This window comes from Aeromonas sp. 600276, assembly GCF_049175815.1.
Lineage (GTDB): Bacteria > Pseudomonadota > Gammaproteobacteria > Enterobacterales > Aeromonadaceae > Aeromonas > Aeromonas dhakensis.
On record NZ_JAAKVU010000003.1, the window covers coordinates 1 to 20904 of the forward strand.

Genomic DNA, 20904 nt, shown 5'->3' on the forward strand with positions numbered 1-20904 from the left:
TTTTGTTATCCGGTTTGAAGCCGTATGACCACTCCCTTTTGTGGGCAACTGTCAGGTGAATACCATCTCCATACACGACGCGCATTGCACCGTTTTCAGAGCGATTTTTATCCAAGGTATGCAGTATCAAATTAGAGGTACACTTTTATTGCACCCTACGGCACGATCGGACAATGGGCGTGAGTTCTGCGGACGCCCTGACCATCATTCCTACGAGCTCTTTCTGCAACTGGAGGGGATTGAGCATCGGACCACCAAAGTATGCATATCCAACAGTTGCATCGCACCTTGCTGGATGAACATTTCCGTATCAAAGGACGGATGACCTGGTATGAGTTGGTGGAACAGCAGATGCAGACAGACCAGGACAACTACCTGATGCACGCAACACCCAACGACCACATCAGGACCGAATAATGGAAGGGCAGACCCCCTATAGCACGTTCAAAAAGGGTCTGAAAGGAAGTGCGTTCTAAAAGTAGCGTAAATAAGACACCAGTTTGAGGCCGGTGTCAGGTGAGAATTAGATCAGTATACACCATAGCGACTTTTTAATTATTCTTTGCTTTTCCATCACTGTTCCTCTCAAATTCCATTCCCAACAATTTAAACTTCGCTGCATAAGGAATAACAAGCAACCCTATAAATAGGCAAAGTAAACTCAGTTGCTGAGAGCTAAACTTATAAAAACCGATCACATCAAAAATAAGTATCACTGAGACTAACAAGGCCATGAAATAGCAGGAAAAAGTAAACCTATCCGTTGTTCTAGTTGTTTTTGTTTTTGTATTAAGTTTTTGTTGTGCTCTATCACCTTTGAGTAAAGATGAAAACTCTGGTAACTCAGGAAGTAACTTCACACTCGCATCATCTTCGTCTACAACACCAATGATCGTTTGTTTTCCATCAGAAATATAAACTAGTGGCAATGGTGCTGAAGGAAATACCCTAGCGTAGGATGCGACTTGTTGTGCTGCACTTTCCAATGCTCTTGGTTTTGAGCCACTCTTAACCTCAATTATTGCAATTACATCATTCGAATCAGGGTCTAGAATAGCAATATCAATATGCTTTCTTTGATTCCTATCTAGTTGGACCACAAACTCCTGTCGAATAGAAGACTCGGGATAGCCAAGTTCCTTAAGCTTAGGAAATAACATTAAATACATTACTTCTACTTCGTTCAATTCCTGTTCTCCTTTCGCATTCAACGCTAAGTTCAATGGTGACTCATTTTTGTCACCTCTCACTGATAATTTCAAACAAAAATGACGACTGTAAATGCATCCACTGAAACGAGTTGTTAGGCATGATGCTCGACATTTCCATCTAAAAACTCTACGCGATGAATTTTAAACCCAGTTGTTTTATCATGAAAATATAAATGTATACTAGAGATTTCATCACCTTTGCTCTCAGAGTATAAATATGCATGAACAGACTTCAATGCTGAATCCAAATAGTCAATAGAGAAGCAGTCTTTTTCTGCCCCTCGAATTGGTATAAAAGTTATCTGAATATTTCTTCCATTGTAATCGACCACTTGAATCAGATCAGTAGAAATATTACGTGATTTAAACTCTTCACACTTCTCTGAGAAATATGAATATATTTTTGGAGCAATATACGTTTTGTATAAATCTTCCCATACAGATTTAAGTATGATTACTGTTGTTGCCCCTATAAGTGCAATTGAAGCCGGCTCAGCTCCTTTCTTGACCCATCGCCCTACATTCACATCTGAACCCATGGAAATTGCGTCAATTACAGACTGGTCGTTATAATGTGGGTACGGAAGGTAAATAATTAACTCGGGACTTGGACTTAGCTCCTCAGTAATTTCAAAATAAGAGATACTAAAACCACCAAGCGAAATTTTTAGATCATTAGTTTCGCAAAACACATTGCCTATTAAAGACCACTCACCGGCATTATTTACATCTTCAACTAGTCTGATATTTTCTATGTATCCGGCATTTTTATGCATTAAATCATGATCTTGGTTTAATGGCTGCTTTTTACCTTGGCAGCTTAAAACGAACTTATCTAAGACATATTTAGGGATTTTTTCACCTTGAGAGTCAACCCTTGTACCACCTAAAACTTGATCTTTAAAATATTTCATGTCGCTATATGACGCCTTGTTTCGATGGTTATTTAATAGTGATTAGATAGAAGGCGGTACTATTTCAAAAGAAGAGTTTCCGTATAAGTCCGCCTTATCTTCACAACAGTAAAAAATTAATTTTAAATCATGATATTGCAGTAATATCATTAGTGTCTAACTGCATTCGCTTCTATCCACAGTTGCCCTACTAGCACTTGGCGTACTAGCACCATTGCCAAATTACACCCAAGCAACCGTCCGACAGTCTTCTGTCTGCAGTCTTTAATCCAAACGATGTATCTAGTTTGGCTAATCGATGACATCAAAAAGGCCATCTCCAAATGGCTATCCTAGCGAGCATGACAGATAAACAAAAGAGGATGATGATAATTTGATGAGCAAGATCAACAAATTAATCGATAAGTTTCTATGCTGACCGCACATAAGAGGTGCTTAGTTGTGGAAAAGAAAAGACGCCCTCAGGCGTCTTTCTTATTGCTGGGTGTTAGAGCCAACCGGTTAGGAGATCTCCCCCCCTCCCCACCTTGCCCCGCAGCCAAATCAGATCGGGGTGATGGAGGTGATATGGGCCGAGCCATCCAGAGACTGGAAGATCTGCACCACGGCTTCCCCGTGGATCGGGTTGGGCAACGGCACCGTGGTTTTGCATTTGAAACGGTAGTTGGTGCCGGCAACGACCTGGGTGGAGACTTCAAAGGGGGTGTACTGCACCCCGACAAATCCTTCCAGCGCCTGGTTGAATACGGCCTGATCTTTGGCGCTCAGCTTGTGGTAGGCAGTCCATCCGCCCAACAACACTGCTTGTTCTGACATAAGTAACCCTCCGTGATCTCTTGTCCCTACTCGTTTGGCTGTTCGGGTTCCGCCCCGTTTATTCAAGTGGTGTCCGGACTCCACCGGGGGTCATACCAGATTTGGCATGTCCGGTGTCGACAGTGCACATAAAGGCGTTGCTGTCGTCACTCTCCCCTGCTGCCACGACCCTCGCCTCACAGCATCGGTCTCAATTGGCATGGCTGAGCCTAGTGCGAGATCCATAAAACACCCCCTGTCATATCTGACAGAGGCAGGGAGGCGAGAAAGCGGCTAGCGAGGGGAAAAATGAGGCGCAAACGATTGGAAAAAGAAAAGACGCCGCAAGGGCGTCTTTTTGACATTTTTATGCTTGAAGGGCGAAAGGGCGTCAGCCGCTTATTCCCATTCGATGGTTGCGGGCGGCTTGCCGGAGACGTCGTACACCACGCGGGAAATACCGTTGATCTCGTTGATGATGCGATTCGACACGTGACCGAGGAAGTCGTACGGCAGATGGGCCCAGTGAGCAGTCATAAAGTCGATGGTCTCGACCGCGCGCAGGGCAATGACCCAGTCATATTTGCGGCCATCGCCCATGACGCCGACGGAGCGCACCGGCAGGAACACAGCGAACGCCTGGCTGACCTGGTTGTAGAGGTCGGCTTTGCGCAGCTCTTCGATAAAGACGGCATCGGCGCGGCGCAGGATATCGCAGTACTCTTTCTTCACTTCGCCAAGCACCCGCACGCCCAGACCCGGGCCCGGGAACGGGTGACGGTAGAGCATGTCGTAGGGCAGACCCAGCTCGAGGCCAACGCGGCGCACTTCGTCTTTGAACAGCTCGCGCAGCGGCTCCACCAGCCCCATCTTCATCTCTTCCGGCAGGCCGCCGACGTTGTGGTGAGACTTGATGACGTGGGCCTTGCCGGTCTTGCTGGCAGCCGATTCGATGACGTCAGGATAGATGGTGCCTTGTGCCAGCCACTTGGCGTTTTTCAGCTTTTTCGCTTCATCGTCAAACACTTCGACGAAGACGCGGCCGATGATCTTGCGCTTGGCTTCCGGTTCATCTTCACCGGCCAGGGCGGAGAGGAAGCGCTCTTCGGCATCGACCTTGACGATGTTCAGACCAAAGTGGTCACCAAACATCTCCATCACCTGGGTGCCTTCGTTCAGGCGCAGCAGACCGTTGTCGACGAAGACGCAGGTCAGGCGATCGCCGATGGCGCGGTGCACCAGCATGGCGACCACGGAGGAGTCCACACCGCCGGAGAGGCCCAGGATCACCTCGTCGTCACCCACCTGCTCGCGGATGCGGGCAACGGCGTCGTCGATGATGGTGGCCGGGGTCCACAGGCATTCGCAGCCGCAGATGTCTTTGACGAAGTGCTCCAGCATGCGGGCACCCTGACGGGTGTGGGTCACTTCCGGGTGGAACTGCACGCCGTAGAAACGCTTGGCCTCGTTGGCCATGGCGGCATGCGGGCAGGTGGCGGTCTGGGCGATGGTGGTGAAGTCGGCCGGGATGGTGGTGACCTTGTCGCCATGGCTCATCCACACATCCAGCAGGGCATTGCCGTTGTCGGCGATGGCATCTTCGATGTTGCGCAGCAGCGCGCTGGTCTTGCCGGCGTTGCCCAGCACTTCCACCTTGGCGTAACCGAATTCACGCTCGGTGGAGGATTGCACCTTGCCACCCAGCTGCTCGGCCATGGTCTGCATGCCGTAGCAGATGCCAAACACCGGCACGCCAGCGTTGAACACGTACTCGGGGGCGCGCGGGCTGCCCGCTTCGGTGACGGACTCGGGGCCGCCGGAGAGGATGATGCCGCTCGGATTGAATTCGCGGATCTGCTCTTCGGTCACATCCCAGGCCCACAGTTCGCAGTAGACGCCGATTTCGCGCACGCGACGGGCGATCAGCTGGGTGTACTGGGAACCGAAGTCGAGGATAAGGATACGGTGCTGGTGAATGTCTTTAGTCATTTTATTCCTGCATCAGGCTGCTGTTGTCACAAAAAGCACGGGATAAAAAAGGGGTGGAGAAACGGGGCCGCAGCCCCGTTTTATCAGCCCATCCGGTAGTTGGGGGCTTCTTTGGTAATGGTCACGTCGTGAACGTGGGACTCTTTCATCCCGGCGCCCGAGATGCGCACGAATTCGGCCTTGGTGCGCATGTCGTCGATGGTGGCGCTGCCGGTCAGGCCCATGGAGGAGCGCAGACCGCCCATCTGCTGGTGGATGATCTCTTTGAGGCGGCCCTTGTACGGCACGCGCCCTTCGATCCCTTCCGGCACCAGCTTGTCGGCGGCGTTGTCGGTCTGGAAGTAACGGTCGCTGGAGCCCTTGGACATAGCGCCCAGAGAACCCATGCCACGGTAGGACTTGAAGGAGCGGCCCTGGTAGAGCTCGATCTCACCCGGCGCCTCTTCGGTACCGGCGAACATGGAACCCACCATGACGCAGCTGGCGCCCGCGGCGATGGCCTTGGCCACGTCACCGGAGAAGCGGATGCCGCCATCGGCAATCACCGGGATGCCGGTGCCTTCCAGCGCGTCAACGGCGTCGGAGATGGCGGTGATCTGGGGCACGCCCACACCGGTCACGATACGGGTAGTACAGATGGAGCCCGGGCCGATACCGACCTTGACGGCGTTGACGCCGGCAGCGGCCAGCGCCTTGGCGCCCGCGGCAGTAGCCACGTTGCCGCCGATGATCTGCAGATCAGGGTAGGCTTCGCGGGTCGCCTTGATGCGATCCAGCACGCCCTGGGAGTGACCGTGGGAGGAGTCGATCAGCAGCACGTCCACACCGGCTTCCACCAGGGCGGCGACGCGCTCTTCGTTGCCGGCACCGGCACCGACGGCGGCACCGACCCGCAGACGACCCTTGTCATCTTTACAGGCGTTCGGCTTGCGCTCGGCTTTCTGGAAGTCTTTGACGGTGATCATGCCCTTGAGTTTGAAGTCGGCGTTGACCACCAGCACCTTCTCGATACGGTGCTTCTGCATCAGGCCAACCACCTCTTCACGAGGCGCCCCTTCACGCACGGTGACCAGACGATCCTTCTGGGTCATGATCTGTTCGACAGTCTGGGAGAGATCGGTCACGAAGCGCACGTCACGACCGGTGATGATGCCCACCAGCTGGTTGCCTTCGGTTACCACAGGATAGCCGGCGAAACCGTTCTTGTGGCTCAGCTCCTTGATCTGGGCGATGGTCAGGTCAGGGCGTACGGTGACGGGGTCGGTGACCACACCGCTCTCGTACTTCTTGACCTTGCGCACTTCTGCAGCCTGCTGCTCGATGGACATGTTCTTGTGGATAAAGCCGATACCGCCTTCCTGGGCCAGTGCGATAGCCAGACGGGCTTCGGTCACTGTGTCCATGGCAGCGGAGATCATGGGGATGTTCAGGCTGATGGCAGAGGTCAGCTTGGTACGCAGATCGGCAGTATTGGGAAGAACTTCGGAGTGGGCGGGAACCAACAGTACATCGTCGAAGGTTAACGCTTCTTTGGCAATCCTGAGCATGGCAATATCTCACCGTTGAGGAAGTGGGGGTGTAAAATATTGCCGACGAAGTTTACTCACGCATTGGTCACTGGTAAAGAAGTTTTTTGAATTTTTTATGGCGTTTTGGCCTTTTCAGCCGCCAAGCCGCTAAAAAACCAACATTTTCAGTCGCAAAACAGCCTTTTGGGGACAAAAGAGTTGTCTCATTGCGGTTTTATGCAAAAAAGTTCCCGTTTCATTTTTTCAGGCAGCCCCGCAACCCCTCCCCCGTCACAGACCCGTTGGCACCTGTCGGGCTCCCTCGCCAACCGGGTCACTCGCCTCTGGCAAGTTCGTCAACAACTATGCCGAGCTGCGCCGTATCCGAACTGGTTCACCCGGGTTGGCACGTTCAGCTAAGTGACCTTTTCACGGCGCGGGTTTGCTTTGAGCCGGCGCCTGCGTATCATGATTAACATTCTGAATTGAAATGGAATTTCATGATGAATCACGGACACTCGCAAGGGCGCATGGCCATAACCCTGGCGGCACTGGGGGTCGTCTATGGCGATCTCGGCACCAGCCCGCTCTATGCTCTCAAGGAGAGCTTCGCCGGACACCTGGGCCTGCAACCCACGCCGGCGGGGATCCTCTCCATCGTCTCCCTCTTCTTCTGGACCATCATGATCGTGGTCTCATTCAAATATGTGTTGCTGGTGCTTCGGGCCGACGACAAGGGAGAAGGGGGGATCCTCACCCTCGCCTCGCTGGCCTCCCGCCGCCTCCCGGCCAGGTCGCGCGCCCTGCTCATGATGCTGGGTCTGGTCGGCGTGGGGCTCTTTATCGGGGATGCGGTGATCACCCCCGCCATCTCGGTGCTCTCGGCGGTCGAAGGGCTGCAGGTGATCACCCCGGAACTGGTGCCCTTCGTGCTGCCCATCACCCTCACCGTACTGGTGATCCTGTTCGGGGCCCAGCATTACGGCACCGCCGGCATCGGCCGCCTGTTTGGCCCGGTCATGCTGCTCTGGTTCGGGGTGCTGGCGGCGCTCGGCGCCTATGAGATCGGGCAAAACCCCGCCATCCTGCAGGCTGTCAACCCGCTCTACGCCCTCGATTTCATGGTCAGCCGACCGGGGGTCGCTTTTATCACCCTGGGGGCCGTCGTGCTCTGCGTCACCGGCACGGAGGCGCTCTACGCCGACATGGGCCACTTTGGCCGTGGCGCCATCCAGCTGGCCTGGGGCTCCCTGGTGATGCCGGCCCTGCTGCTCAACTACTTCGGCCAGGGGGCCCTGCTGCTGCGCAATCCCGCCGCCATCGAAAACCCCTTCTACCTGCTCGCCCCCTCCTGGCTGGCCTTTCCGCTGTTGATCCTCGCCACCCTGGCCACCGTCATCGCCTCCCAGGCGGTGATCTCGGGCACCTACTCGGTGGTGCGCCAGGCCATCTTGCTCGGCTACCTGCCGCGCCAGGAGATCCGCCACACCTCGGAGCACGAGATAGGCCAGATCTACCTGCCGCTGGTGAACTGGCTGCTGCTGGGGGGCATCGTCATCGTCATCCTCTGGTTCCAGAGTTCAAGCAACCTGGCGGCCGCCTACGGCATCGCGGTGACCGGCACCATGGCGCTCACCACCCTGCTGTTGATGGTGGTGGCCGCCCGCCGCTGGAAGTGGTCGCGCTGGCTGATTGCGCTGGTGTGCGCGCCGCTGCTGCTGGTCGATGTCACCTTCTTTGCCGCCAATACCACCAAGTTTCTGGCCGGTGGCTGGCTCCCCATCCTGTTTGCGCTGCTGGCCATCCTGGTGATGACCACCTGGAAGCGCGGACGGGAGCTGGTGCTCGACAAGCTGGAACACAAATCACTGGCACTGAAAGGGTTTGTCGACAACATGCAGGCAGACCCGCCGCTGCAGGTACCCGGCACCGCCGTGTTTCTCTCGAAATCGGTGCAGGTGGTGCCCCATGCCATGCTGCACAACCTCAAACACAACAAGATCCTGCACGAACGGGTCATCTTCCTGACCGTTCAGATCAAGGACGAGCCCTGGCTCTCCTTCAAGGAGCGCATCGAACTCACCCACCTTGGCGAGGGGTTCTGGCAGGTGGTCGCCCACTTCGGCTACAAGGAGGTACCCTCCATGGAGGAGATCTTCCAGGCCTGCGCCCAGGAGGATCTGAAGGTCACCATGGCCAAGACCTCCTTCTTCCTCTCCCACGAGCACCTGGTCAGCACAGATCTGCCCGGCATGGCGCGCTGGCGAGAGGGGCTGTTCGTCTGGATGAACCGCAACTCCCTCAAGGCCACCGACTTTTTCCATATTCCGGCCAACCGGGTGGTGGAGCTCGGGGTATTGCTGGAGCTGTAACCCGCAGCCACCACTCATTACCAGAAGGCGGCGTTGCAACCTGTGAGGTGGCAAAGGGAGCTTGGTGTCGATGCTTATCTCCCGGTTTTTCATCCTGTTACGATTAAAACACGATTGATAATAGTTATTGTTTGATGGGCTATTCGTCGGGCAAGCTTGCGGCATCGGCGCCGGTTCTGGCGCCCTCACACCAGCCGTTTGAGTATGAATATGAAGACTCGTCAGGGAGCCCAGTGATGGACGCCTGCAGCCCGAGACCAACACTGCCCGCCAACGATCCCGACGCCGCCCGTCTCGTTTGCCTTGCCATCTCGATCGCCCTGCATCTTGCCGCCTTCTGGTGGCTCTATGCGCACCAGCCTGCCCCCATCACCCCGCCCTTGCCGCTGACCCTGTCGGCCCGCTGGGTCGGCGAAGCTGCAACCAATGACGCCCCCGCCCCTGCTACCACAGCGCAGCAAGTACAAAAAGTGCCGCAAAAAGCCAGACCGTTACCGACCCCCAAAAAACCGCCGCTCAAGCCAGTTAAAAAGAGCGTCAAGCCGGTGGTCAAACCGCTTGAAAACCGCACCCCGCCGGTGCAGCCCACCAAGGTCATGCCGGTGAGCAGTCCGCAACCGCCGGTCACCGCGCCCGCCCTTGCGGCGGCAGCAACGGCCGCACAGTCGAGCGGCGAAAGTGCCAGTCAGCATCCTGCCCGCAAGGCTGGCGGCGGCGCTGGCAACAGCGCCCCCATCGCCCGCGATGCCCGACTCAACAACCCCGAGCCCCAATACCCCTATGAGTCGAGACGACGGGGAGAAGAGGGGCGGGTCATCCTCCATGTGTGGGTGACGGCCGAGGGCACCGCCGCCTCGGTGGAGGTGGCCAAAAGCAGCGGCTATCGGCGGCTGGACATGACGGCCCGCAAGACCGTCAGCCGCTGGAAATTCATTCCTGCCAAACAGAACAACGTGGCCGTCGAGGCCTCGGCAAAAGTCACCATCATTTTCAAATTAAGGGCTTGAACATGGATCCTGAAATCGCAAGCAACGGCATGGGCATCGCCCACCTGCTCAGCCAGAACAGCGGCGTGGGGCTGATCCCCTTCATCCTGCTGGTATTGATGTCCCTTGGTACCTGCTACTACGCCCTGCTCAAGGGCTATCTCGCGCAGCGGGAACAACGCCTCAACGCCCGCTTCGTCGCCGATTTCTGGCAGCACGACAGCATGCCGGAGATGGAGCGCCAGCTGGCCCACCTGCCGCCGCAGGAAGCCTATGGCCGGCTGACCGGCGCCGCGCTGGCGGCCGTGGCCCAGCTGAACCGGGCCGAGGAGCGTGCGGTCAGCTGCAAGCTGGGTTCGTCGGATGAATATCTGCTGCGTGCCATGCGCCGGGCCATCACCCAGGAGCGGGTGCGGCTGGAACAGGGACTGGCCTTCCTCGCCTCGGTGGGCTCGGCAGCCCCCTTCATCGGGCTGTTCGGCACCGTCTGGGGCATCTACCACGCCCTGCTGGCCATCGGCGCCGCCGGCCAGAGCAGTCTGGACAAGGTCGCCGGCCCCGTGGGCGAGGCACTGATCATGACCGGCTTCGGCCTCGCGGTCGCCCTGCCGGCCGTGCTCATCTACAACTTCTTCGTGCGGCGCAATCGCCTCAGGCTCGCGGCGCTGGAGGAGTTTGGCCACGATCTGTTCACCCTGCTGGTGACCGGCTGCGAGCAGGTCGCCACAACCAAGGTCACTCCGCTGATGGAGCGGAAAACCAGAGAGGGGCGCGGCTGATGGCATTTGGCAAACTGTCGGACGAGGGGGACGATCAACCCCTCTCCGAGATCAACATGATCCCGATGATCGACGTCATGCTGGTGCTGCTCATCGTCTTCATGATCACCGCCCCTCTGCTCACCAACGCGGTCAAGCTGGAGCTGCCAGAGGCCAGCAGCCAGCTCAACCAGCCAGACAAAGAGGAGATCAACCTCGCCATCGATGGCGCCGGCAAGATCTACTGGAACGATCAGCAGGTCGACGAGGCCGCCCTGCTCGCCAGGATGGAGAGCGCCGGCCAGGCCGAGGGGGAGCAGCCCGAGATCCAGCTGCGCATCGATCGCAAGGTGGAGTACGGCATCATCGCCAGGGTGATGGCCCAGGCCTCCCGGCACGGCCTGCACAAGATTGCCTTCGTGAGCCAGCCGGAGCCGTAACGCTCCCGTCACCCACACACCGGCACCACAGGGCATGGATGCCCTGCTGCCATCCTGGCAGTTGCCAGCACAGGCACCTTGTCGGCATCATGCCGATGCAGCGCCAATATTGGCCACCATCACCGCAAGGACGACACCATGAAACCTGCCGATTATGGGCGCCTGCTTCTGCTGGCCGCCATCTGGGGCGCCAGCTTCCTGTTCATGCGCATCGCCGCCCCGGCGTTTGGCGCCGTCAACACCACCTTCCTGCGGGTGCTGTTCGCCCTTATCGGGCTTGCCGTCATGCTCCTGCTGCTGCGCGCCCCCATGGGGTTTCAGGGCAAGCTCAAGTCCGCCATGCTGCTCGGCGTCATCAACTCCGCCATCCCGTTTCTGATGTACGCCATCGCCGCCCTCTGGCTGCCGGCCGGCTACTCGGCCATCCTCAACGCCACCACGCCGCTGATGGGGGCCCTCATCGGCTTTTCCTGCTTCAACGAGCGCCTTGACAGGCGCAAATGGCTGGGGGTGGTATTGGGGGTGATCGGGATCAGCCTCATCACCACCACCGGCGAGGTGAGTGCCGGCGGGCATCTGCTGCCCGGAGTGCTGGCCTGCCTGTTTGCCACCGCCTGCTACGGCCTCGCCGGTTTTCTCACCCGCAGCTGGATCACCCATCGCGGCGGGCTCGATGCCAAGCTGGTGGCTTTTGGCAGCCAGCTGGGTGCCAGCCTGTTTCTGCTGCCCTTTTTCGCTTACCAGCTGGCGACCGGCCCCGACGTCGACTGGGCCGTGCCCACCGCCTGGGCCAGCGTGCTGGCGGTCGGGGTGGTCTGCACCGCCCTCGCCTATCTGCTCTATTTTCGACTGATCGCCGATATCGGCCCGCTGCGCAGTCTCACCGTCACCTTCCTCATTCCCCCTTTTGGCATCTTGTGGGGTGCGCTGGTGCTGGGCGAGACCTTGAGCCAGGGTTTCGTGCTGGGGGGCCTGGTCGTCTGCCTCTCGGTCTGGCTGGTGACCAGCCAGGCCAGCTCCCCGGCCGTTCAGGCCCGGGCGCAGCCTCAGGATCCGGACGCACGCTGAACCCGACAGGGCCAGCGCCGCTCGGCGTTCGCCCCGAACTGCGTTAAGATGGCGCCATTGTTTTATGCCCCCGCCCCCAAGGCGGGGCACACAGCGCAGGACCAGCCTTGAACTACCGCAACGAACCGAGTCAAAGCAGACAACAGCAGGTCTTTACCGTCACCCGCCTCAACAGCGCCGTGCGCATGATCCTGGAGCAGGATCTGGGGCTGGTGTGGCTGACCGGCGAGCTCTCCAACCTGGCGATGCCAAGCTCCGGCCACTGGTACTTCTCCCTCAAGGACATGTCGGCCCAGGTGCGCTGTGCCATGTTCAAGGGCAACAACCGGCGGGTGGCCTTCCGCCCGCAGGACGGCATGCAGGTGCTGGTGCAGGCGCGGGTCTCGCTTTATGAGCCGCGCGGCGACTACCAGCTGATCATCGAGTCGATGCAGCCGGCGGGCGATGGCGTGCTGGCGCTGCGCTTTGAGGAGCTCAAGCGCCGCCTCGGCGCCGAGGGGCTGTTCGACGAGGGGCGCAAGCGGCCGCTGCCGCGCGAACCGCGCGCCGTGGGGTTGGTCACCTCAGCCACCGGCGCCGCCCTCCACGACATGCTGACGGTGCTCAAACGCCGCGCACCGGATCTGCCGGTGTTTATCTACCCGACCCAGGTGCAGGGCAGCGCCGCCATCGGCCAGATCGCCTCTGCCATTGCCCTGGCCAACCGCCGCGCCGAAGTGGATGTGCTGATCGTCGGGCGCGGCGGCGGCTCGCTTGAAGATCTCTGGTGCTTCAATGAAGAGGCGGTGGCGCGTGCCATCGCCCACTCCGCCATCCCGGTGGTGAGCGCGGTGGGCCACGAGGTGGACGTCACCATCAGCGACTTTGCCGCCGACTTGCGCGCCCCGACCCCGTCGGCGGCGGCCGAGCTGGTGGCGCCGGATCAGAGCGCCCGCGCCCAGCGCCTCGCCCATCTCAAGCAGCAACTGCTGCAGGCCATGAACCGCCAGCAGACCGCCGCCCGCCATGATTTCATCCTGCTGCAAAAGCGGCTCGACCATCAGGATCCGAAGCGGCGACTGGAGCAGCAATCCCAGCGCCTCGACGAGCTCTCTGCCCGTTTGCAGCAGCTGATGAACCACAAACTGCATCAGGGGGAGCGGCGCCTCGCCAACCTGGAGCTGCGCCTGCAGGGCAAGAGCCCGGAGCGCTTGCTGGCCGCCGGCAAGCGCCGCCACCAGCTGGCCGAGGAACGCCTTCATGCCCTCATCGCCAAACGCCGGGATCTGGCCGACCACCGCCTCGCCATGCTCAGCGCCCGCCTCGACGGGGTGAGCCCGCTCGCCACCCTGGGCCGCGGCTACTCCATCACCCGCACCCAGAGCGGTGAGGTGATCAGCCGCGCCGCCCAGGTCGATGCCGGCCAGACGCTGGTCACCCAGCTTGCAGAGGGGCAGCTGCGGGTGCGGGTGGAAGAGGTCCACCAGCCATAACGAACAAGGGGGCACATCAGGTGCCCCCTTGTTTATTCTTCGTCAGGCCCTCTCGGCCAGCGCACTCACACCAGCGAATGGCGCACCGCCTGCGCCGGATCGGCAGGCGTCGTACCCGACCCCGCCAGCGGGTTGAGCTGTAAATATTCAAACAACCCTGCCTGCAGATTGACGTTCCAGAAGCGCCCTGCCAGGGTGAGCTCGAGTCGCACCTCGCTCAGCGTTGCCAGCCCATGCAGCTGCCAGGCCTCGAACAAGGGTTGCAGATGTGCCCGTAGCGGCGCCGACAAGTGGGCCAGCGCCAGCCAGCCGCTGTCGAGCGCACCGCGCAGCAGACCATCAAGGCGGCCATCGGGATTGCGTCCCATCACCATGCCAGGAGCCCGCTGATCCGCCGCCAGCGCCTCGTGCCAGAGCGCCAGATCCCGGCCATACATGAGGCCGTGCCCATGCACGTTGCCGCCAGCCCCGGCCCCGAAGGGGAGGATCTCGGCGCCGCGCTTGGCCATCTGGTTGTAGCAGCTCTGCTCGGCCTCGCCGCGCCGCCAGTGGCTGCAGGAGAGCCGCTGCCAACCCCCCTGCTCCAGCGTCTGGGCGCCATAGGCATACATGCTGGCCCGCTGTTGACCGTCGGCGGCCCAGCCGAGCTTGCCCCTCGCCTCGGCACGGGCCAGATGGGTGCCGGCCATGGCGATGAGCTGATAGAGATCCACCCCGTGTACCCCGCTCGCCATCACGTCCGCGATGTCTTGACGCCACACCGCATCATCCTGGCCAGGCAGGCCGAAGATGAGATCGGCCACGATCACGGCGCCGTCGTGACGGGTCAGCTCCCCCAGCCGGGTCAACAGGGTCTCCCGGTCGTCGAAGCGAGCCGCCTCCTGGCGCACCTCGGTATCAAAGCTCTGCACCCCGAACGAGAAGCGGTTGAAGCCGCCCGCCAGCGCATTGTGCCACTTGGCATCATCAAAACCGTTGAGGCGCCCCTCCAGGGTCACCTCCGCATCCGAAGTCAGAGGAAAACGACGGATGGCGGCGGCCAGCATCGCCAGCTCGTCGGCGCTCATGTCCGTCGGCGTGCCGCCCCCCACATAGACGGCCGAGAAGGGGCGGCTCTGGGTGAAGGGTGTCTCCGCCGCCTTGGCAAGCGAACTGCATAGTGCGTCGACATAGCGGGTGATACGGGCCGGGTTGGCGCCATTTTCAAAGAAATTGCAGAAGCTGCAACGCTTGCGGCAAAACGGGATGTGGATATAGAGCGCCCGCTCATCCGCCTCACTCCCGCAGCGCCACCAGGCTTGCCAGTCGGCATGATCGAGGGTGAGCGGGCGCATGCCGCCGCGACTGGCGTGGGCCGAGGTCTTGGCGCCAAAGGCGAACTTGAGGGGATCCGGGGTGGCAAGACCAGTCATGGTCGGGGTCAGCAGTGGTGTCATCGCAGGCAGGGTTATCAAGTGAAATAATGCAAATGATAAACACTATCAATAAGAGCCAAGTTTGTGCTGGATCAACTCAACGACGAACAGCTCTCGTTTGCTACGCACCATTAACCTCCAACACAGATCCAGTTAACAGATAATTTACTCAAGATGAGGTAGGGTGTGCCGATAGAGAACCATCTCCCCCGTTCTGATGAGCGAACGCGGGGAGAGTCATCAACCATTGACGATCGCTCACCTGCGCATGGACCTGCCAACGATGCAAAATCTGTCTCTGAACTGGAAAATCTTTCTTCCCCTCGCCCTGGTCATCGGCTGCACCTTCGCCCTCAGCTTCGAGCTCTCCGCCTGGCTGCAACGGGATCTCGCCATCCGGCTGGCGGGTGAAAAGGTGGAGAGCGCCGCCAACACCTACATGGATCAGCTCAACGTGCTGATGATGACGGGGGCCATCGCCAACCGCCAGATCGTGCAAACCAAGCTCAAGAGCGAGGCCGGCATCGTCGAGGCCCGTCTGATCCGCGCCCCGGCGGTGACCAGTCTGTTCGGCCCCGGCCACCCGGATCAGCAGATTGAAGACAAGCTGGATGAGCGCGCCATCAACCAGGGTGAGACCATTCTCGAGCAGCAGGGCAACCAGCTCACCCTGATCAAGCCCTTCAAGGCCTACAAGGAGTACCGCGGTACTCAGTGCACCACCTGCCACCAGGTGGCGGAAGGGACCGTCATGGGGGCGGTGCGCATCAGTTACGATCTCAGCCACACCTTCGGCGAGATCCACCGCAACAACCTGATCCTGAGCGGCAGCCTGGTGGCGGTATTCGGGCTGGGCTTTGGCCTGCTGGGCTGGGTGCTGCAGCGCTACATCAAGCGGCCGGTACGCCATCTGCAGCTGGCCATGACCCGCATGGCCAAGGAGCGGGATCTCTCCCTCCCCCTGATTAATCCCAACCGGGATGAGCTGGGCGAGATGACCCGCGCCGTCAGCGACATGGTGCAAGGGTTTCGCCACAGCCTGCAGGAGGTGGAGAGCGCCACCCACCAGCTCTATCAGGAGTCCAACCAGATCCGCCAGGTGGCGACCCAGACCGAAGGCTCGGCCCGCCAGCAGGAGAGCATGACGGTACAGGTGGCCGCCGCCGTCAGCGAGCTGGCCGCCAGCTCCCACGAGGTGCGCGAACACGCCCGCAAGAGCGCCGAGCTCTCCGCCCTCACCAACCAGGATGCGGCCAACACCAGTCGCCTCGCCCAGCACTCCATCAACGACATGGGCGAAATGTCGGCAGAGATCGAGCGGGTCGACAAGGTGATCCAGCAGCTCGACAACCGCTGTCTGGCGGTCGACGGGGTGCTGGAGGTGATCAAGGGCATCGCGGATCAGACCAATCTGCTCGCCCTCAACGCCGCCATCGAGGCGGCCCGGGCTGGCGAGCAGGGCCGCGGCTTTGCGGTGGTGGCCGACGAGGTGCGCGCCCTCTCCAACCGCAGCCGCGCCGCCAGCGAGGAGATCTCCCAGATGATCGCCGCCCTGCAGAACGAGGCCCAGAGCGCGGTATCGGTGATCGGGGATGCCAAGGCCAAGGCGGACGAGAGCATCCACAAGACGGAGGCGACCCTGGCCGCCATGCAGAACATCATCGGCCGCATCAGCAGCATCAACGATCTCAACGCCCAGATGGCGCAGTCCGCCGAGGAGCAGGACAGGGTCTGCAGCGAGGTGGACGGCTCGGTGAGCGACATTCGCAACACCTCCAACGACACCCTGGGCCAGGCCCACGCCGCCAATCTCGCCAGCGTCCAGCTGGTGGAGCAGTGCCGCAAGCTCGAGCAGCTGCTCAAGACCTACCGCTGGTGATCATGCCTGCCGCCCGCGGCGGCCAATAAAAAAGCGCGACCCCGGGTCGCGCTTTTGTTTTGCGTCTTGTTGAGCTGGCGCGCGGCCCGGCCGAAATTAACCTGCGTTGCGGGTGGCCACCGCATCGGCCAGATTGCGCAGCAGGGTCTCGGTGTCGGCCCAGCCGATGCAGGCATCTGTGATGCTCTGACCGAAGGTGAGTTCGCACCCTTCCACCAGATCCTGACGACCCTCCACCAGGTGGCTCTCCACCATGACGCCGAACACCGCCTTGCTGCCGGCACGCAGCTGACCAGCCACGTCCTCGGCCACCAGCATCTGGTTCTTGAACTGCTTGCTGCTGTTGGCATGGCTGAAGTCGATCATCACCTTCTGCGGCAGACCGGCCTTGTCCAGCCCCTTCACCACCTCGTCCACGTGGGCGGCGCTGTAGTTTGGCTCACGGCCACCGCGCAGAATGATATGACAGTCCGGGTTGCCCCGGGTCGCGACGATGGCGGAGTGGCCGTACTTGGTCACCGACAGGAAGTGGTGCGGCGCGCTGGCAGCGCCGATGGCATCGATGGCCACCTTGATGGTGCCGTCGGTGCCGTTCTTGAAGCCCACCGGGCAGGAGAGACCGGAGGCCAGCTCGCGGTGCACCTGGGATTCGGTGGTGCGGGCCCCGATGGCGCCCCAGCTCATCAGATCCGCCACGTATTGCGGGGTGATCATGTCGAGGAACTCGGAGGCGGTCGGCAGCCCCATGTCGTTGAGATCCAGCAGCAGCTTGCGACCGATGCGCAGGCCATCGTTGATCTGGCAGCTGTTGTCGAGGTAAGGGTCGTTGATCAGCCCCTTCCAGCCCACCGTGGTACGCGGCTTCTCGAAGTAGACCCGCATCACGATCTCCAGCTGACCCTTGAGTTCATCACGCAGCACCTTGAGGCGCTTGCCGTACTCCAGCGCGGCGGCCGGGTCGTGAATGGAACAGGGGCCGATCACCACCAGCAGGCGCTGATCTTCACCGGCCAGGATCTGATGGATGGCCTGACGGGATTCAAAGACGGTATTGGATGCGACCTCGGTGGCCGGAAACTTCTCAAGCACCGCAACCGGGGGTAATAACTCTTTGATTTCACTAATACGAACGTCGTCGGTTTGATGCTGCATGATGAGGCTTCCTGCTAGATGACTGCGATAAAGAAACTTCAATCTAGCCCGCACAAGCAGTGGTGTAAATAGAAAATTACATTATTGGATAAGGAATTTTCTTAACCTACCTTGCAAGTTTGAATAATGCTGCTAGGCGAGGATAAAGAGAGGGGGGTAGCAGAGCGGGACAGCCCAAAGAAACAGGCCCGCTGCGAGGCGGGCCTGGTTGACTCATGCACGCTGGCTGATGCTGGCCAGCTTGTCGAAGTAGTCCGGGAAGGTCTTGGAGGTACAACCCGGATCATTGATGGTGACGGCGGTATCGGACAGCGCCACCAGCGAGAAGCACATGGCGATGCGGTGGTCGTTGTAGGTATCGATGGCCGCATGCTTGAGCTGCGCTGGCGGGGTGACGGTGATGAAGTCACGCCCCTCCTCTACCTCGACGCCCAGCTTGCGCAGCTCGGTCGCCATGGCGTGCAGACGGTCGGTCTCCTTCACCCGCCAGTTGTAGATGTTGCGAATGGAGGTGGGCCCCTCGGCGAACAGCGCTGCCACGGCGATGGTCATGGCCGCATCGGGGATGTGGTTCATGTCCATGTCGATGCCGTGCAGCGGCCCCTGCTCGGCCTCGATGAAGTCATCGCCCCAGGTGATGCGGGCGCCCATCTTCTCCAGCACGTCGGCGAAGTGGATATCGCCCTGAATGCTGTGCTTGCCGATGCCGGTGACCCGCACCTTGCCCTTGATGGCGCCCGCCGCGAGGAAGTAGGAGGCGCTGGAGGCATCCCCTTCCACCAGGAAGTCGCCCGGGCTGACGTAGCTCTGGTTGCCCTTGATGTAGAACAGCTTGTAGTTGTCGTGCTCGATGACCACCCCGAACTGCTTCATGATGTGCAGGGTGATGTCGATGTAGGGCTTGGAGACCAGCTCCCCCTTGATGTGGATGCGGGTGTCGCCCGCCGCCATGGGCGCCGCCATCAGGAAGGCGGTCAGGAACTGGCTGGAGACGGAGCCGTCGACATGCACATCACCGCCCCACAGCCCCTTGGCATCCACCACCAGCGGCGGATAGCCGTCTTTCTTCAGGTACTGGATATGGGCGCCCGCTTCGCGCAGGGCATCCACCAGATGGCCGATGGGGCGCTCTTCCATGCGCGGTTCCCCGCCCAGGGTGTATTCGCCGGAGCCCAGACACAGCGCGGCGCACAGCGGTCGCATGGCGGTGCCGGCGTTGCCGAGGAACAGATTGACCGGCTCCTTCACCGCAAAGCTGCGACCCAGACCGTGCACGGTGCACTCGGTCTTGTCGGCGGAGAGCTTGTACTTGACCCCGAGCTGGGTCAGCGCCGCCAGCATGTGACGAATGTCATCGCTGTCGAGCAGGTTGGTGAGCCGGGTGGTGCCACGGGCCAGGGCTGCCAGCAGCAGGGCCCGGTTGGATACGCTCTTGGAGCCGGGCAGATTGACCTCACCGGCCACACGAGAAATGGGTTCCAAACGCAACGAATTCATAGACTTCCTGTACGATCTCAAAAAAATGACCTGACCGGACGTTAGCAGCCCGCGCCCTGCTCGGCAAGACTGCGGGTGGCACAAAAGCAGGCCGCGGGGGCGGCCGGTCCGGCATCAGGGAAAAAACAGACGCCGGGGAGTCCCCGGCGTCGGCAATCGGGGAATAACGCCTCAGCCGTGGCGCTTGGCAAAACCGTCCATAAAGCTGACCAGCGCCTTCACCCCTTCCAGCGGCATGGCGTTGTAGAGGCTGGCGCGCATGCCGCCGACGATGCGGTGTCCCTTGAGCGCCAGCAGGCCGGCGGCTTCCGACTCGGCCAGGAACAGCTTGTCCAGCTCGGCATTTTTCAGCTGGAATGGGATGTTCATCCGTGAACGGCAGCTGGCATCCACCTGGTTGCCATAGAAGCTGGACTGATCGAGATAGCCGTAGAGGAAATCGGCCTTCTCCTTGTTGCGCGCTTCCATCGCCTCGAGGCCACCCTGTTCTTTCAGCCACTCGAACACCAGCCCGGCCAGATACCAGGCGTAGGTGGGCGGGGTGTTGAACATGGAGTCGTTCTTGGCGGTGAGCTGGTAGTCGAAGATCGACGGCACATCGGCGCGGGCCTGATCCAGCAGATCGTCGCGCACGATGGCGATGGCCAGCCCAGAGGGGCCGATGTTCTTCTGGGCGCCGGCATAGATGATGCCAAAACGGCTCACGTCGATGGGACGGGAGAGGATGGTGGAGGAGAGATCCGCCACCAGCGGCACCTCGCCGGTGGCCGGGATGTCGAACATCTCGATGCCATCGATGGTTTCGTTCGGGCAGTAGTGCACATAGGCCGCATCGGCGCGAAACGCCGGGGTCGGCAGCAGGTGGGAGATCCCCTGCTCGTTCTTGGCAACACCCTGGAAGGTCTGGATATCGCCATACTTTTTGGCCTCATCCACCGCGCTCTGGGACCAGACCCCGGTCAGCAGGAAGTCGGCCTTTTTGTTGGCGCCCCCCAGCAGGTTCATGGGCACCGCGGAGAACTGGCCACGGCCGCCGCCGTGCATGAACAGCACCTTGTAGTTGTCAGGCACCGCCAGCAGCTCGCGCAGATCGGCTTCGGCCTTCTCGGCGACCGCCATGTAGGGCTTGCCACGGTGGGAGAGCTCCATGACCGAGGCTCCCAGCCCCTGGAAATTACAAAATTCGCGCTGGGCGCGCTCCATGACTTCAACCGGCAACATGGCGGGGCCGGCACAGAAGTTGTAAATCTGTTTGCTCATGACGCTTTCCGTGAGTGGATGAGTGTGATCGGTGACTTGTCTGGTTTTACACAAGTGCAGCCCCCGGATCAAAGGCTTTTTGGGAGCTGGCTCAACCTTTTGCCGACCCGCCGCCAGTGCTCTTGGCAGAAAAAAGCCCTGAACGGGTCAGGGCTTGCAGAGAACATGCGTGGAAATGGGCGTCTGCC

Annotated in this window: 16 protein-coding genes and 1 pseudogene; 8 read left to right on the forward strand and 9 right to left on the reverse strand. The window is 60.1% G+C overall.

What is annotated here, in order from left to right; all coding sequences use genetic code 11:
• Positions 1-157: 157 nt before the first annotated feature.
• Positions 158-476 (forward strand): annotated as a pseudogene (locus tag G5134_RS03655) (IS481 family transposase); the annotation flags it as partial.
• Positions 477-551: 75 nt separating this feature from the next.
• On the opposite strand, the gene G5134_RS03660 reads toward G5134_RS03655, so the two are convergent.
• The 5 genes from G5134_RS03660 to guaB all read right to left on the reverse strand — a co-directional run bounded on the left by G5134_RS03660 (position 552) and on the right by guaB (position 6456).
• Positions 552-1187 carry a type I restriction enzyme HsdR N-terminal domain-containing protein gene (locus G5134_RS03660; protein WP_156559872.1) on the reverse strand — a complete coding sequence of 212 codons (636 nt, stop codon included), beginning with the start codon at positions 1185-1187 and terminating at the stop codon, positions 552-554.
• Positions 1188-1303: 116 nt separating this feature from the next.
• Positions 1304-2125 (reverse strand): hypothetical protein, encoded by an 822-nt coding sequence (locus G5134_RS03665; protein ID WP_156559869.1) that lies wholly within the window; start codon positions 2123-2125, stop codon positions 1304-1306.
• A 543-nt stretch (positions 2126-2668) separates the two neighbouring features.
• On the reverse strand, positions 2669-2941 hold the full coding sequence (locus G5134_RS03670) for a hypothetical protein (protein WP_010633780.1): 273 nt from the start codon (positions 2939-2941) through the stop codon (positions 2669-2671).
• Positions 2942-3319: 378 nt separating this feature from the next.
• A complete protein-coding gene (gene guaA, locus G5134_RS03675) occupies positions 3320-4909 on the reverse strand; it encodes a glutamine-hydrolyzing GMP synthase (RefSeq protein WP_017781381.1) in 1590 nt (529 codons plus the stop codon).
• A gap of 83 nt (positions 4910-4992) precedes the next feature.
• Positions 4993-6456: an IMP dehydrogenase gene (gene guaB / locus G5134_RS03680; protein ID WP_005301581.1), complete on the reverse strand. Its 1464-nt coding sequence runs from the start codon at positions 6454-6456 to the stop codon at positions 4993-4995.
• A gap of 464 nt (positions 6457-6920) precedes the next feature.
• On the opposite strand from guaB, the gene G5134_RS03685 reads away from it, so the two are divergent.
• The 6 genes from G5134_RS03685 (at position 6921) to xseA (ending at position 13513) form a co-directional block, all read left to right on the forward strand.
• A complete protein-coding gene (locus G5134_RS03685) occupies positions 6921-8789 on the forward strand; it encodes a potassium transporter Kup (RefSeq protein ID WP_421231911.1) in 1869 nt (622 codons plus the stop codon).
• 236 nt (positions 8790-9025) lie between these two features.
• Complete coding sequence (locus tag G5134_RS03690; RefSeq protein WP_065018084.1) at positions 9026-9796, forward strand: energy transducer TonB; 771 nt, start codon at positions 9026-9028, stop codon at positions 9794-9796.
• A gap of 2 nt (positions 9797-9798) precedes the next feature.
• Positions 9799-10554 carry a MotA/TolQ/ExbB proton channel family protein gene (locus tag G5134_RS03695; RefSeq protein ID WP_065018083.1) on the forward strand — a complete coding sequence of 252 codons (756 nt, stop codon included), beginning with the start codon at positions 9799-9801 and terminating at the stop codon, positions 10552-10554.
• Complete coding sequence (locus tag G5134_RS03700) at positions 10554-10973, forward strand: ExbD/TolR family protein (RefSeq protein ID WP_065018082.1); 420 nt, start codon at positions 10554-10556, stop codon at positions 10971-10973. Before G5134_RS03695 ends, G5134_RS03700 begins: the two co-directional genes overlap by 1 nt.
• Before the next feature lie 138 nt (positions 10974-11111).
• Positions 11112-12041, forward strand: coding sequence for a DMT family transporter (locus tag G5134_RS03705; RefSeq protein ID WP_065018081.1), 930 nt, complete (start codon positions 11112-11114; stop codon positions 12039-12041).
• Positions 12042-12148: 107 nt separating this feature from the next.
• Positions 12149-13513 (forward strand): exodeoxyribonuclease VII large subunit, encoded by a 1365-nt coding sequence (xseA, locus tag G5134_RS03710; RefSeq protein WP_065018080.1) that lies wholly within the window; start codon positions 12149-12151, stop codon positions 13511-13513.
• A gap of 65 nt (positions 13514-13578) precedes the next feature.
• Here the strand turns inward: xseA and hutW are convergent, their stop codons facing one another.
• The gene (gene hutW / locus G5134_RS03715; RefSeq protein WP_065018079.1) at positions 13579-14949 is read right to left on the reverse strand and encodes a heme anaerobic degradation radical SAM methyltransferase ChuW/HutW; all 1371 of its coding nucleotides are present in this window, start codon (positions 14947-14949) and stop codon (positions 13579-13581) included.
• Positions 14950-15211: 262 nt separating this feature from the next.
• Here hutW and G5134_RS03720 point away from each other — a divergent pair, with 262 nt between their 5' ends.
• On the forward strand, positions 15212-16807 hold the full coding sequence (locus G5134_RS03720) for a methyl-accepting chemotaxis protein (RefSeq protein ID WP_065018078.1): 1596 nt from the start codon (positions 15212-15214) through the stop codon (positions 16805-16807).
• A gap of 96 nt (positions 16808-16903) precedes the next feature.
• On the opposite strand, the gene aroG is transcribed toward G5134_RS03720, so the two are convergent.
• The 3 genes from aroG to serC all read right to left on the reverse strand — a co-directional run bounded on the left by aroG (position 16904) and on the right by serC (position 20716).
• A complete protein-coding gene (gene aroG, locus G5134_RS03725) occupies positions 16904-17959 on the reverse strand; it encodes a 3-deoxy-7-phosphoheptulonate synthase AroG (protein WP_017765809.1) in 1056 nt (351 codons plus the stop codon).
• A 213-nt stretch (positions 17960-18172) separates the two neighbouring features.
• Positions 18173-19456: a 3-phosphoshikimate 1-carboxyvinyltransferase gene (gene aroA, locus G5134_RS03730; RefSeq protein ID WP_043172052.1), complete on the reverse strand. Its 1284-nt coding sequence runs from the start codon at positions 19454-19456 to the stop codon at positions 18173-18175.
• 171 nt (positions 19457-19627) lie between these two features.
• Positions 19628-20716 carry a 3-phosphoserine/phosphohydroxythreonine transaminase gene (gene serC, locus G5134_RS03735; protein ID WP_043172051.1) on the reverse strand — a complete coding sequence of 363 codons (1089 nt, stop codon included), beginning with the start codon at positions 20714-20716 and terminating at the stop codon, positions 19628-19630.
• Positions 20717-20904: the final 188 nt, after the last annotated feature.